The 14,180-nt window shown below is 44.1% G+C and carries 11 protein-coding genes; 9 read left to right on the top strand and 2 right to left on the bottom strand.

Annotated features, from left to right (window positions below):
• Positions 1–57: 57 nt before the first annotated feature.
• From G5S32_RS00880 to G5S32_RS00860, 5 genes are all read left to right on the top strand, one after another.
• Entirely contained in the window at positions 58–1,968 is a 1,911-nt protein-coding gene (locus G5S32_RS00880; protein ID WP_165310054.1) for a sensor domain-containing diguanylate cyclase, read from the top strand.
• 179 nt (positions 1,969–2,147) lie between these two features.
• Positions 2,148–3,599 carry an aspartate ammonia-lyase gene (gene aspA / locus G5S32_RS00875; RefSeq protein ID WP_165310053.1) on the top strand — a complete coding sequence of 484 codons (1,452 nt, stop codon included), beginning with the start codon at positions 2,148–2,150 and terminating at the stop codon, positions 3,597–3,599.
• Positions 3,600–3,726: 127 nt separating this feature from the next.
• Positions 3,727–5,034 (top strand): anaerobic C4-dicarboxylate transporter, encoded by a 1,308-nt coding sequence (locus G5S32_RS00870; RefSeq protein WP_165310052.1) that lies wholly within the window; start codon positions 3,727–3,729, stop codon positions 5,032–5,034.
• Between the two features lie 171 nt (positions 5,035–5,205).
• Positions 5,206–7,002 carry a protein-disulfide reductase DsbD gene (locus tag G5S32_RS00865; protein ID WP_165312690.1) on the top strand — a complete coding sequence of 599 codons (1,797 nt, stop codon included), beginning with the start codon at positions 5,206–5,208 and terminating at the stop codon, positions 7,000–7,002.
• 175 nt (positions 7,003–7,177) lie between these two features.
• Entirely contained in the window at positions 7,178–7,807 is a 630-nt protein-coding gene (locus G5S32_RS00860) for a response regulator (protein ID WP_165310051.1), read from the top strand.
• On the opposite strand, the gene G5S32_RS00855 is transcribed toward G5S32_RS00860, so the two are convergent.
• Entirely contained in the window at positions 7,804–9,555 is a 1,752-nt protein-coding gene (locus tag G5S32_RS00855; protein WP_165310050.1) for a potassium/proton antiporter, read from the bottom strand. The two genes, G5S32_RS00860 and G5S32_RS00855, sit on opposite strands and share 4 nt — an antisense overlap.
• A 389-nt stretch (positions 9,556–9,944) precedes the next feature.
• On the opposite strand from G5S32_RS00855, the gene G5S32_RS00850 reads away from it, so the two are divergent.
• Both G5S32_RS00850 and G5S32_RS00845 read left to right on the top strand, forming a co-directional pair.
• Entirely contained in the window at positions 9,945–10,211 is a 267-nt protein-coding gene (locus G5S32_RS00850; RefSeq protein ID WP_020329362.1) for a DUF4212 domain-containing protein, read from the top strand.
• A gap of 12 nt (positions 10,212–10,223) precedes the next feature.
• Positions 10,224–11,927 carry a sodium:solute symporter family protein gene (locus G5S32_RS00845; RefSeq protein ID WP_165310049.1) on the top strand — a complete coding sequence of 568 codons (1,704 nt, stop codon included), beginning with the start codon at positions 10,224–10,226 and terminating at the stop codon, positions 11,925–11,927.
• Positions 11,928–12,090: 163 nt separating this feature from the next.
• Here G5S32_RS00845 and G5S32_RS00840 read toward each other — a convergent pair whose 3' ends face one another.
• A complete protein-coding gene (locus G5S32_RS00840; RefSeq protein WP_165310048.1) occupies positions 12,091–12,762 on the bottom strand; it encodes a 7-cyano-7-deazaguanine/7-aminomethyl-7-deazaguanine transporter in 672 nt (223 codons plus the stop codon).
• Positions 12,763–13,158: 396 nt separating this feature from the next.
• On the opposite strand from G5S32_RS00840, the gene gmk reads away from it, so the two are divergent.
• A complete protein-coding gene (gmk, locus tag G5S32_RS00835) occupies positions 13,159–13,782 on the top strand; it encodes a guanylate kinase (RefSeq protein WP_165310047.1) in 624 nt (207 codons plus the stop codon).
• A 97-nt stretch (positions 13,783–13,879) separates the two neighbouring features.
• The gene (gene rpoZ, locus G5S32_RS00830) at positions 13,880–14,152 is read left to right on the top strand and encodes a DNA-directed RNA polymerase subunit omega (protein WP_004728487.1); all 273 of its coding nucleotides are present in this window, start codon (positions 13,880–13,882) and stop codon (positions 14,150–14,152) included.
• Positions 14,153–14,180 lie beyond the last annotated feature (28 nt).

Here is a 14,180-nt window from a genome sequence, read left to right as displayed (position 1 = left end):
GAAAAGCGCCTTAGGCTCAACTACCTTTTAAGTATATTTTCAGCCAGTACTTAAATCATGAAGGGAATTGCCAACACTATCAAAATCGGTATTGTGTTGTGGCTTGTGTTGTCACTGATTCCGCTCGCCTATTATTTCCACTTAACCAATAAAGCCCATCAGTTTTATATTTCTCGCCTAGAAGCTCAAGGGTTGCAGTTTCTTGCTTATGTTGACTCCAAAGCGCGCCGTACGGACTCACAGATACAGCAAACCTTCTATGAGTTGAGTCATTCAACATTACTCCATGACTTTGCCATTAATCGCGATTCTCAATTTAGACACTATCTTGAAAGCCAATGGTATCTAACGGCATTTAACTCAACGTTGTTCTACCAATTACGTTTTATTGATAACCGAGGTTACGAAGTTATTAGGGTTGATTATATGCCAAACATGGCACATCCCTACATTGTGCCCAATGATCTTCTGCAAAACAAAAGTAATCGAGACTATTTCCTTTATGCCCAAAGGCTAGCGAATGGGGAACTAGGTCACTACGGCATTGATTTGGAAATTGAAAATGATAAACCCATCATGCCTTATAAACCTGGTTATAGAATCATTTACCCCATCGTCGCAAATTCGGTAAGACAAGGATACTTCATTGCCAATCTCGATGTCTTGACCATCATCGAGCAAATCACGACCAATACCCATAACATCAATGTCGACTTCATCGATAAGAATGGCTATTACATTATCAGCAGCGACAGGAGCAAACTATTCGGTGATCTGATCCAAGATCGTTCCAATAGCAATTTGGCTACAGATAACACTGAACTATGGAGTGCTATCCAGCAAAATCAGAGTGCGGGGAATAGTGTGCAGACTGATGACGGTTTGTATGTATATCAGCGATTTAGTAGCCAGCTGTTTGGTTCGGAGAATACTTTGACCATGCTGACTATGTACCCTAACTCAACGATTACGGAGCTGCTTTCAGATAGAAAAACACAACTTAAAATCGAAGCCGTCATTATCTGGCTAGGTTTGGGTATATTCTCCGTCATTGCATCCATGTTTATGGACGCCTATCGACGAATAAAAACGGATCAAACCTATGCGGAATACGCGATAGAAAACAGCATGGCGGTCGTCGTCACTGATAAGAATATGAAGATACTCAGAGTGAATACCAGCTTCTGTCACTTAGTCAACAGCGACCTAAGCTTACTGCTGGGCGGTAACATAGCTGATTTTCTCCCATCGAAAACGAAACAAAATCTGATTCAAAGGCAGCTTTCCATTCGTGGTAACTGGCAAGGGCATTTCCCATTACACACCACAGATAATAAGGAAGTGATTTGCCAAACTGAAATCCACGCGATTACTGGTAAGCTGAGAAACATTCAATACTATGTCTATTCCTTTACCGACATTTCAGAACATCACAATACCATCATTACTCTAAAAGAGCGCACTGAACGAGACCCTGCAACCTCTTTGTGGAACAAGAAGAAATTTGACCAAAACCTTCAATATCAATGTCGCTTAAAACAACGCTACACTGATCATCCACCTTTTTGCCTCGCAGTGGTTGATATTGATTGCTTTAAAAAAATTAACGATACCTTTGGCCACACAGTTGGTGATGAAGTGATTTTGTATATCGCCAATCAATTGCGCACTGTATTACGCGATACAGATTTCATTGCTCGCATCGGCGGAGATGAATTTGCCGTTTTGATTCAACATGCGGACATTGAGCAAGCGAAAACACTTATGCAGCGTGTCTCTACTGATATCAGTAACTGGACACTTTATGATGTCACCATCAGTGTGGGTTTAGCAGAAGTAACATCGGATGCAAACCAAACTTTTACTAACGCAGATCAGGCAATGTACCGCTCGAAACGCAAAGGACGAAATTGCATTTCCATCCACGGCAAAGAGACTTTGAGCATTTTAGAATCGAACTCACCATAAGCTCGGTTTTATCTGACATAAAAGGTGACAAACCTCCTGTTTTTAAATTCCAACTCCAGTATGATACACAGCCATATCAGGACGGTTTTTTAGCCAATTATTCTGATGAATGGATTCTTAATACAGATACGGCTCACTGTAACTATTATCAATAGAATTATTCTCTAAGGATCCAAAATATGGCTACTCTTTATGAAGCTCAACATACAGCTCAATCAGCCAATCGTATTGAAGAAGATCTACTAGGCCAACGTCACGTCCCTGCGGATGCCTACTACGGTATCCATACCCTTCGAGCAATCGAAAACTTCAACATCTCCAGCGCAACGATATCGGATATCCCTGAGTTTATTCGTGGCATGGTAATGACTAAAAAAGCGGCTGCTCTCGCCAACAAAGAGTTAGCGGTTATTCCAAAAGATGTCGCTAACTACATCATTCAAGCGTGTGATGTGATCCTTGAAACAGGTAAGTGCATGGATCAATTCCCGACAGATGTATTCCAAGGCGGCGCTGGTACTTCAGTGAATATGAATACCAACGAAGTGATTGCCAATTTAGCGCTAGAGTTAATGGGTAAAGAAAAAGGCCAATACCAATTTATTAACCCGAACGACCATGTAAACCGCAGTCAATCGACCAACTGCGCATACCCAACCGGCTTCCGCATTTCTGTATACAACAGCGTACTAAAACTGATTGAAGCTATCGAATACTTGAAAGGTGCGTTTGAGCTTAAGAGCCAAGAATTCAACACCGTCATTAAGATGGGTCGTACCCAACTGCAAGACGCTGTACCTATGACGGTAGGACAAGAATTCCACGCTTGGGCTGTAACATTGAACGAAGAGATTCGTGCTCTTGAATACACCTCTAAGCTATTGCTTGAAATCAACCTTGGCGCAACCGCAATTGGCACTGGCTTAAACGCAGCGCCAGGTTATCAAGCGTTAGCAGTAAAACACCTGGCAGAAGTAACTGGCTTAAGTGTCGTACCTGCTGAAGACCTTATCGAAGCAACATCCGACTGTGGGGCATACGTAATGACTCACGGTGCTCTAAAACGCCTAGCAGTGAAGCTATCGAAGATTTGTAACGATTTACGTCTGCTCTCTTCTGGCCCTCGCGCAGGTTTAAACGAGTTGAACCTACCAGAACTTCAAGCAGGCTCTTCAATTATGCCGGCCAAAGTTAACCCTGTGGTTCCTGAAGTTGTAAACCAAGTCTGCTTTAAAGTTCTAGGTAACGACAACACTGTCTCTTTTGCAGCAGAAGGCGGCCAGTTACAGCTAAACGTAATGGAGCCTGTGATTGCACAAGCCATGTTTGAATCAATCTCACTGCTGTCAAATGCGTGTGTAAACCTTCGCGACAAATGTATTGATGGTATTACCGTTAACAAAGAAGTATGTGAAAACTACGTGTTTAACTCTATCGGCATTGTGACTTATCTGAACCCATATATTGGTCACCATGAAGGTGACATTGTAGGAAAAATCTGCGCTGAAACTGGGAAAAGCGTCCGAGAAGTTGTACTCGATCGCGGATTACTAACAGAAGAGGAGCTAGATGACATCTTCTCTGTTGAAAACCTGATGCGCCCACAGTATAAAGCGAAGCGCTACGAATAATAGATTCAGCGAAAAGGCTCTGTAAGGAGCCTTTTCTTTTAAAAAAAGCTGCAAAAAGCAGCGCATAAATAACAATTGCAACGGACTGCAAACCAATATTATTTCATTTACTAAACGAGGTATCACTATGGTTTGGGTCGAGCTATTAGTTGTTCTTCTCTTCATTTTCTTGGGTGCTCGCATTGGCGGCATCGGTATTGGCTTAGCAGGTGGTGCAGGTGTAATTGCGCTCTCACTAGGCCTTGGTGTACCGACAAGCCAAGCATATGTCCCTGTTGACGTTATTCTTATCATCATGTCAGTGATCACAGCAATTGCTGCAATGCAAGTGGCAGGTGGTATGGATTGGTTAGTTCAAATCGCAGAAAACTTCCTGCGTAAGAATCCACAACGCATCACTTTCTACGCTCCAATTGTTACTTTCATCATGACCTTGATGGCAGGCACCGGACATACAGCATTTTCTACGCTTCCGGTTATTGCTGAAGTAGCAAAAGGACAAGGTGTACGTCCTTCACGTCCTCTTTCAATTGCGGTAGTTGCTTCGCAAATTGCTATCACAGCGTCTCCTATTTCGGCGGCGGTTGTGGCGTTTGCAGCCATGCTGGCACCATTCGGAGTTGATTACCTGACGCTTCTCGCTGTGTGTATTCCAACAACGTTTGCAGCCTGTATGGTGGGAGCGTTAGTTGCGAACTTTATGGGCGGCGAGCTGAAAAACGATCCTGTTTATCAAGATCGTTTAGAGAAGGGCTTAATCAAGCTTGCTGATAAACAGCAACGCAAGATTCTACCGACTGCAAAAACAGCAACTTACATTTTCCTTGCCGCTATCGGTTTCGTTGTTTGCTATGCAGCCGCTATCTCTAAATCTGTAGGTTTGATTGAGAACCCTGCGTTGGGTCGTAACGAAGCCATTATGACAGTGATGTTAGCAGCAGCGGCATTGATCGTATTTGTGACTAAAATCGATGCTGCGAAAATCTCTAGCGCACCAACATTCCGTTCAGGCATGACAGCTTGTGTGTGTGTTCTTGGTGTGGCTTGGCTGGGTTCTACCTTTGTCAACGCACACGTTGCAGACATCAAAGATGTCGCGGGTGCACTATTGGCAAATAATCCTTGGATGCTCGCTATCGTATTATTCTTTGCCTCTATGCTGCTTTACTCACAAGGTGCAACGACTGTTGCACTAATGCCTGCGGCACTTGCGATTGGTGTTGCACCTCTAACTGCGGTGGCTTCTTTCGCAGCAGTAAGTGCTCTGTTTGTACTGCCAACCTATCCAACTCTGCTTGCTGCAGTGGAAATGGATGACACAGGCTCAACGCGCATTGGTAAATATGTCTTCAACCACCCATTCTTCATTCCAGGTGTGGCGACGATTGCTTCGGCAGTAACTTTTGGCTTCCTATTTGGCGGGTTGTTCATCTAGTTCAGAACTATTCGTATCAGAACCATCCATAAGAGAGACCTGCGAGATTCAACAACCTTAGTTGTGTGAGTTTCGCAGGTTTTGTTATATCTGGATGAAACTTATTACCTCTCATCTCGGTCTGATTGAGTTACTATGTGTTCTTCAATCAACCAGAATATTGTTTAGATGATGCGTAAAATTCTATTTTTGTTGCTATTTACCCTGTCTGCTTTCAGCCACTCTGCGTTTGCTATTTTTGGCAACAACAGCACTTTATCGGTAAACAATGGAAATAAGTTTGTACCAGTTGATCAAGCCTTTCCATTTAGCGCCTTTCAGCAGGGAAGTAATCTGTTCCTCGATTGGCAAGTGAAAGCAGGGTATTACCTCTATCAAGATCGCATCACTATTACTGCAGAAAACGTCACTTTAGGCGAATATCAACTGATTGATGGTGAACCTTACCATGACGAGTTTTTCGGTGATGTCACCATTTACACGACTCCACTTTCGATTAACTTACCTCTCAGTGATTATCAGTTGGGTGCGCGAATCATTGTTCAATATCAAGGATGTGCCAAAGCCGGTTTCTGCTACCCACCAGAAACCCAAGTAGTGGAAGTTAGCAAATTCAATTTTTCACAACCGATAAATTCGGCTCTCGATAATGTCAGCCTAGGGGTATACACGTCCGCCAATTCACAAACGACCACTAACAAAGCACCTGTTTCTGAACAAGACACACTGGCAAGTAAACTGAGCCAAAGCTGGTGGACACCACTACTCTTTTTGGCATTAGGCATTGGCTTGGCTTTTACACCGTGTGTATTGCCTATGTATCCAATTTTGACCAGTATCGTTTTAGGCAATGGACAGCTTAGTCATAAGCGCGCTTTGCTATTATGCGTGGTGTACGTGCAAGGAATGGCGCTAACTTACACTCTTCTAGGTTTAGTCGTTGCTTCTGCAGGATTGCAGTTCCAAGCCGCTCTTCAGCACCCTTCTGTGCTGATTGGTTTGAGTACGCTGTTTGTATTGCTTGCTCTATCTATGTTTGGTGTATACACCTTACAACTGCCAAGCTCAGTACAAACTTGGCTCAATAACTTAAGCAATCAACAGCAAGGTGGTAGCTTAGCCGGCGTTTTTGCCATGGGTGCGATTTCTGGCTTAGTGTGCTCGCCATGTACCACCGCCCCGCTTTCTGGTGCTCTGTTGTACGTAGCGCAAAGTGGCGATCTGCTGACTGGTGGCATTGCGCTTTACGCATTGGCGATTGGGATGGGTATCCCACTGATTTTGGTCGCCATTTTTGGCAACCGTTTCTTGCCGAAAGCAGGTGCTTGGATGGATAAAGTAAAAACCGCCTTCGGTTTCATTCTTCTTGCTGCACCTATTTTTTTACTTGAACGTCTTCTCCCTGAAATATGGTCGACGGCGCTTTGGTCAGTGTTGGGCTTTGCTGCATTTTCATGGCTTTATCATGTCAAAAACAGTCTACCTTTTGGCGGTTGGAAACAGAGTACATTGGGCATTATTGCCATTCTCGGTTTGCTCGCTTCAGCGCAACCGGCTCTCAATTACTGGTTTAACGGCAATACTCAAATAGAGCAGCAATCAACCATCAGTTTCAAACGTATCGCGAATATCAATGAACTTAACGCTGAACTAGAACAAGCGAAGCTGGCTGGGAAATCCGTTATGTTGGATTTCTACGCCGATTGGTGCGTGGCGTGTAAAGAGTTCGAAAAATACACCTTCCACCAGCCAGAAGTGGAGCAGAAATTAAAGGATGTTGTGTTACTGCAAGCAGACGTGACGCGTAATCAGCAACAAGATATCGAATTACTGAATCAAATGGACGTTCTAGGCCTGCCCACTATCGAATTTTGGAACAAGCAAGGTGAAAGAGTACCCACTGCTCGAATTACCGGATTTATGCAAGCAGATCGCTTTTTACAGCACCTAAAGGACCATCAGATCTAATTTTTCATCTCCTTATACAACAAGGTTTGGTCCGATACATCAAACCTCGTTGTAGTATTCATCTTCATGCAGATAAAAACTGGATATAGTTCAGACTTTTAGTCTGTGGACATTGTTCCAAACGTTAAAGCAGACAATAATTTATTTAACGTAATTGTTAAAAGTGCTTAACGTCATGGATTCGACCTACACCATCATCATAGCGGATGATCACCCCCTATTTCGAAACGCATTGTTTCAATCCGTCCATATGGCGATAAGCGGTGCGAACTTACTTGAAGCAGACTCTTTAGATGCTTTGCTTAATCTTCTCGAAAAAGATCCTGAACCTGATCTGTTGCTGCTGGACTTAAAAATGCCAGGTGCCAATGGCATGTCCGGTCTGATTCAGTTACGAGCTGAATACCCAGATTTGCCGATTGTGGTGATATCGGCCAGTGAAGAAGCGTCTGTTGTATCACAGGTGAAGAGCCATGGTGCTTTCGGATTTATTCCTAAATCCAGTGACATGCGCGCGCTGATCAGCGCTTTAAATCAAGTTCTTAATGGTGAACCCTACTTCCCTGAAGGTCTAATTACCAACAACGAAGCGTGTGACGATTTGGCAGGTAAAATAGCAACGTTAACACCTCAGCAATATAAAGTGCTGGGTATGCTTTCTGATGGTTTGCTGAACAAGCAAATCGCTTATGAGTTGAACGTTTCGGAAGCCACCATCAAAGCACACATGACAGCGATCTTCCGAAAACTTGGAGTAAAAAGTAGAACTCAGGCAGTTATTTTATTGAAAGAGCTAAACAGCTAAGCGCTTTCGCTTGATTCAACCACATCCTCTTCGGCTGGCAAACGTAGACCTACTTTCGTCACTTGCCAGTCAACGACATCTGCAACCACCCAATGCAAACCGTACCATTCGAAATGGTCACCTAATACTGGTGTCGCGCCCAAATGTTCCGTGACTAAGTCTTTTAACGTCATATCGGTACGGAATGGGCCTAAATCCAGACCGTAAATCATCGCGATATCCACCAGCTTCGATTCTACATCGAGGAAGAAATCACCAAAGAAGCGAGCAAGCGACTCTTTCACAGGAGCTTCACTAAACAATTGACTCAGTGCCGCCAAATCCTTTTCTTGAGCGACAACACAGAGAATATCTCCCGCTTCTAAACGCGTGCTTCCTGACGGATGCAGTAAAGTTTTTTCGCGAAACAGCGCTGCAATACGAGTCCCTTCCGGCATAAACAGGTTACGAATCGGCTCGCCGATACACCATTTCTCTTGTTGCAGCTGATAAATAAACAGCTCCCATTCACTGGTGGGGAATACTTCCAATCCAGAACGAGAAATTGGCTCAGGTTTCGATGGCAGCTCAACTTTTGCCAGACTCATTGCCTTGGTTAAAGAGCCACCTTGAACAATCAGAGACACCATCACCACGAAGAATGCCAAATTGAAATAGAGCTGCGAATCTGGCAAACCAGCCATCATAGGGAATACCGCGAGAATAATCGGTACTGCACCGCGCAAACCGACCCATGAAATGAACCATTTCTCTCTTGGTGTGAAACTCTTAAACGGTAGCAAACTTATCCATACTGAAATAGGTCGAGCAAACAAGATCATACCAAACGCTAGTGCGAGCCCCGGTAATGCAATGGTTAACAAGTTTGTTGGCGTCACTAGCATACCAAGTACCAGGAACATACCAATTTGCGCCAGCCAAGTCATACCATCCAATACGTTTAAAATAGAGTGACGACAACGAGTTGGTCGATTGCCAAGTAGCAGGCCCACCAAATAGATAGACAAAATTCCGCTTCCGCCTAAAGCGTTAGCCAAAGCAAAAATTATCAGACCGCCACTGACAGTCAAGATGGAATAGAGCCCTTCTGGAAGCTGACTACGGTTGATGATTTTCCAAAGTAACCAACCTCCGGATAACCCCAATAAAGCTCCAACGCCAAACTGTTGGAGGAAGTTAAGCATTAGGAAATTGATGCTGAAATCGCCACTAGCACTGCCCAAAATCGCAATCATAGTAACGGTTAAAAATACCGCCATTGGGTCGTTGGTACCCGATTCAATTTCTAACGTCGATCCGACACGCTCGTTGAGACTTCGTCCTTTAAGTAACGAGAATACTGCGGCCGCATCTGTAGAGCCCACAATCGCGCCCACTAGGATGCCCTGCATCAGCGATAAATCAAACAGCCAAGTCGCCAAAGCGCCGGTGATGATGGTCGTCAAAGCGACACCGAAGGTTGCTAACGAAACAGATGGCCAAAATGCCACTTTAAAGCTGGCGACTCGAGTTCTCATACCACCATCGAGCAAAATAATGGCTAAAGCTAAGTTGCTGACAAGATACGCTAACGGATAATTATCAAACTGTATTCCTCCGGGACCGTCTTCTCCAGCCAGCATACCAACAACAAGAAACACCAATAGAATAGGTATACCCAGTTTCGAAGATACAGGGCTGAGCAGCACACTCAGAGCAATCAGCAGTGCACCTACCAGAAAAAAACTATTTATCGTTATCGCATCCAATCTTTCACCTACCCAACCGACTCAACTGTTTATAAATACAAGTTTATTATGTTCTCCATTGTGCACATTTTTCTTACCTACGTCAGAAAAGTCTGTGTAAATAATTGCAACGTTAACTGCTTTGAGCTTAGAAGCTATCAATGACGAGTAAATGACGGTTATTCACAAGCTTAATTTTCGATTTTTATCTCAACGTCCTTATACTTTCGGCTAATTTAACAGTTAATTAACATTCAAAAACCAACCACACACAGGTTATTTACTTAAATTACAACAAATTACAAAGTAAAGACCACAGACTAAAGTTGCACAGATCTCTTGCTTTAACACTGCTAATGTATAAATCGTAACATTACGTTAACACAACATCTAACAGGAAGGAGAAGGCCATGGCGTTCGAATCTACAGAACATGCTCAAGCCTACTGGAAAGAAAACTTGGGGATTATGGGGTCACTGCTCGCAGTGTGGTTCTTAGTATCTTATGGCGCAGGCGTTTTATTCGTTGACGCGCTAAACAGCATTCATTTAGGCGGCTTTAAGCTTGGATTCTGGTTTGCACAACAGGGCTCAATCTACACCTTCGTCGCTTTAATCTTTATTTACGTTGCGCGAATGAACTCGCTCGACAAGAAATATAACGTGCACGAAGACTAAGAGGTTTTAGAAATGGATATTCAAACTTGGACGTTTATTCTCGTTGGTTTGTCATTTGCTCTCTATATCGGTATTGCGATTTGGGCTCGTGCAGGATCAACCAGTGAATTCTATGTCGCGGGCGGTGGTGTACACCCAGTTGCCAACGGTATGGCTACAGCAGCAGACTGGATGTCAGCAGCATCTTTCATCTCAATGGCAGGTATCATTTCGTTCATCGGCTACGATGGTACGGTTTACCTAATGGGTTGGACAGGCGGCTACGTTCTATTGGCTCTATGTTTAGCACCTTACCTTCGTAAGTTTGGTCAGTTCACTGTTCCAGATTTCATTGGTGAACGTTACTACTCGAAAACAGCTCGTATGGTTGCGGTATTCTGTGCGATCTTCATTTCGTTTACTTACGTTGCAGGCCAAATGCGTGGTGTAGGCGTAGTGTTCTCTCGCTTCCTAGAAGTAGACATTAACGTTGGTATCATTATTGGTATGGCGATTGTGTTCTTCTATGCAGTACTTGGTGGTATGAAAGGCATCACTTATACGCAGGTAGCTCAGTTCTGTGTTCTCATTTTCGCCTTCCTTGTACCAGCAATCTTTACTTCAATCATGATGACTGGTAATCCACTACCACAAATTGGTATGGGTTCAACCATTGCAGGAACGGATGTTTATCTACTCGATAAACTGGATGGTCTAACGCAAGAACTGGGCTTTACTCAGTACACTGAAGGCAGCAAGAGCATGGTGGATGTATTCTTCATCTGTGCTGCACTGATGGTAGGTACTGCAGGTCTGCCACACGTAATCATTCGCTTCTTCACTGTACCAAAAGTGCGTGATGCGCGTATCTCTGCGGGTTGGGCGTTACTGTTTATCTCATTACTTTATACTACTGCACCGGGTGTTGCTGCGTTTGCTCGCGTAAACCTAATTGACACGATTAACGGTCCTGATATGCAAGGTGTTCCTGCTGAGCAAGCACCAAGCTGGTATAAAAACTGGCAAAGCACTGGTCTAGTAAAATGGGAAGATAAGAACGGCGACGGTCGTATGTTCTACTCTGGCGATGCTCGCAACGAGATGGACATCAACCGCGACATCATAGTACTGGCTTCTCCTGAACTAGCAAAACTGCCTAACTGGGTTGTTGGTTTACTAGCAGCAGGTGGCTTGGCAGCAGCATTATCAACCGCAGCTGGTCTACTACTTGTAATCTCAACTTCTATCTCTCATGACTTGTTGAAGAAAGGCTTCAAGCCAAATATGACGGATAGACAGGAACTGATGGCTGCTCGTGTCGCTGCAATTATTGCCATCGTCGGTGCGGGCTACTTGGGTATTAACCCTCCAGGCTTCGTAGCACAGGTAGTTGCATTCGCCTTCGGCTTGGCCGCGGCCTCCTTCTTCCCTGCCATCATCTTGGGTATTTTCTACAAGAAGATGAACAAAGAAGGTGCTATCGCGGGTATGGTTGCGGGTATCGCATTCACTGCGGCATACATCATCTACTTCAAGTTCATTAACCCAGCGGCAAGTACACCTGACAACTGGTTCTTCGGCATCAGCCCAGAAGGTATCGGTACTCTAGGTATGTGTTTGAACTTCGTGGTGTCTATTGTAGTGAATAAATTTACTGCTGAAGTACCAACTGAAGTACAAGACTTGGTTGAGTCTATCCGCTTCCCTAAAGGTGCAGGCGCAGCTCAAGACCATTAATGGTTCTCCCCCTTTTCAAGGGGGAGTTAGTGGGGGGTGACTCCACCGCTATCAAATTAGCTAATGTGAGCACAACCCCACCTAATCTCCCCTTCATAAGGGGAGGAAATACAAAAAAGCCCAAAGCATCGCTTTGGGCTTTCTCTTTATAGTTCAGTGCAAATTAAGCTTTAGCATCAATCGCAGTAAAGTTTGGATTCACTGTCGTCAGTTTGCCAATCAGGTAGTTCAGCAATACACCATACATAGGGACGAACAAACCAAGGCTAATCACGAGTTTAAAACCGTAGTCAACCAATGCGATTTCAGTCCAGTGCTCTGCCATAAATGGATCTGGGCTTTGGTAGAATGCAATGCCGAAGAAAGCGATGGTATCTAAAGCGTTACCAAACAGCGTTGATGCTGTTGGTGCTACCCACCACTGCTTCATCTGACGCAGACGGTTAAACACATGTACATCCATAATCTGCCCAAGCAAGTAAGCCATGAAACTTGCAATCGCGATACGCGCAACAAACATGTTCAACTCACTTAGTGGTGCAAAACCTTGGAACTGACCTTCGTAGAACACAACCGAAAGCAAATACGAAACTACGAGTGAAGGTAGCATGACGTAAAAAATGATTTTACGCGCAAGACCAGCACCAAAAATACGTACCGTTAAGTCAGTCGCTAAGAAGATAAATGGGAAAGTGAAAGCGCCCCAAGTGGTATGTAAACCGAATACGGTAAACGGGATTTGAACCAGATAATTGCTTGACGCAATAATCACTAGGTGGAACAAAACCAAAAATGTCAGGGCTTTGCGCTGTTGCGCAGGGGTAAAGTTACTCATATTGTACCTTTTTAGTTTGATTTGGGGGCGAGGGAACCCAAATGAAGCTTTCGCTTCTCGCTGGTTGTCATCCGGAAGAGTTGTCTCTCCCGTGCTAAGGGCGGCGATTATACATTAATCAATTTCACCTGCAATAGTTCACAAAATAGCAAACGTTTTCTCACAACAATTAAAAACCGAGGCGTGATCTCTTCAGAACTTGCAGAGGGTTACGGTCAGAAATTGCGTCGCTTTTGACCTTTTCCTTGAGAAGATCCTCAAGATCATGCTAATCTTCCGCTCCATTTTTCTAGCCTAAATTTCATCAATCCAATGAAATAATTAAGCTAGTGCTATCTTTAAGAGTGTCGGAGCACAATCCGATCACGCAATCCCAAACCAAAGTGGAACCAAACAATGGGCAAAGGTACTCTGTATATTGTCTCTGCACCAAGCGGCGCAGGTAAATCAAGCTTGATCGCTGAAATGTTGGAACACAACCCAGCCTATGCGATGAAAGTATCGGTGTCGCACACAACTCGTGGTATGCGCCCGGGTGAGCAAGATGGTGTTCATTACCACTTTGTGCAAAAGGAACACTTTGAAGCGCTGATCGAAAAAGGCGAATTTTTGGAATACGCCGAAGTCTTTGGTAACTACTATGGTACTTCACGTATCTGGATTGAAGAGACTCTTAATAAAGGTATTGATGTCTTTTTAGATATCGACTGGCAGGGTGCTCGCCAAATCCGTGAGCAAATGCCCGAAGCTAGAAGTGTTTTTATTCTTCCTCCATCAAACGGTGAATTGGAACGTCGTTTGAACGCGCGCGGACAAGACAGCGAAGCTGTTATTGCTAAGCGTATGGCAGAAGCTAAATCTGAAATTTCTCACTACGACGAATACGACTACATCATTATTAATGATGACTTCGATACCGCCCTAACCGATTTTAGAGCGATCATTCGTGCCGAGCGATTAAAACAAGATAAGCAGTCGATCAAATACAAAGGCATGCTTAAAGCACTACTCGCAGAGTAATTAAACGTATTATTAACAACTTTACTAGCTAGAAACCACTAGCGTAAGGTTGTATACTTTCTCGTCATTCAACATTTTTGTTTATATTGGAGTTCTCATGGCACGCGTAACTGTTCAAGACGCTGTTGAAAAAGTTGGCAACCGTTTCGACCTAGTTCTGATTGCGGCTCGCCGCGCTCGTCAAATGCAAACTGGTGGTAAAGATTCACTTGTGCCAGAAGAGAACGATAAGCCAACGGTTATCGCTCTTCGCGAAATCGAAGAAGGTCTTATCACTAAAGACGTACTTGATGCACGTGAGCGTCAAGAGCAGCAAGAGCAAGAAGCAGCTGAATTAGCAGCAGTGAGCAGCATTGTTCACAACCGTTAATCCCCTGCAAGTAAGACAATAGACAACT

This window comes from Vibrio ziniensis, from assembly GCF_011064285.1.
In the GTDB taxonomy this organism is placed as follows: domain Bacteria; phylum Pseudomonadota; class Gammaproteobacteria; order Enterobacterales; family Vibrionaceae; genus Vibrio; species Vibrio ziniensis.
This window is presented reverse-complemented; position numbering and strand designations above follow the sequence as displayed.

Bases quoted from the DNA above. Each gene is read 5' to 3' on its own strand.
- G5S32_RS00880 (WP_165310054.1), top strand. From the start codon at position 58: ATGAAGGGAATTGCCAACACTATCAAAATCGGTATTGTGTTGTGGCTT.
- aspA (WP_165310053.1), top strand. From the start codon at position 2,148: ATGGCTACTCTTTATGAAGCTCAACATACAGCTCAATCAGCCAATCGT.
- G5S32_RS00870 (WP_165310052.1), top strand. From the start codon at position 3,727: ATGGTTTGGGTCGAGCTATTAGTTGTTCTTCTCTTCATTTTCTTGGGT.
- G5S32_RS00865 (WP_165312690.1), top strand. From the start codon at position 5,206: ATGCGTAAAATTCTATTTTTGTTGCTATTTACCCTGTCTGCTTTCAGC.
- G5S32_RS00860 (WP_165310051.1), top strand. From the start codon at position 7,178: ATGGATTCGACCTACACCATCATCATAGCGGATGATCACCCCCTATTT.
- G5S32_RS00850 (WP_020329362.1), top strand. From the start codon at position 9,945: ATGGCGTTCGAATCTACAGAACATGCTCAAGCCTACTGGAAAGAAAAC.
- G5S32_RS00845 (WP_165310049.1), top strand. From the start codon at position 10,224: ATGGATATTCAAACTTGGACGTTTATTCTCGTTGGTTTGTCATTTGCT.
- G5S32_RS00840 (WP_165310048.1), bottom strand. From the start codon at position 12,762: ATGAGTAACTTTACCCCTGCGCAACAGCGCAAAGCCCTGACATTTTTG.
- gmk (WP_165310047.1), top strand. From the start codon at position 13,159: ATGGGCAAAGGTACTCTGTATATTGTCTCTGCACCAAGCGGCGCAGGT.
- rpoZ (WP_004728487.1), top strand. From the start codon at position 13,880: ATGGCACGCGTAACTGTTCAAGACGCTGTTGAAAAAGTTGGCAACCGT.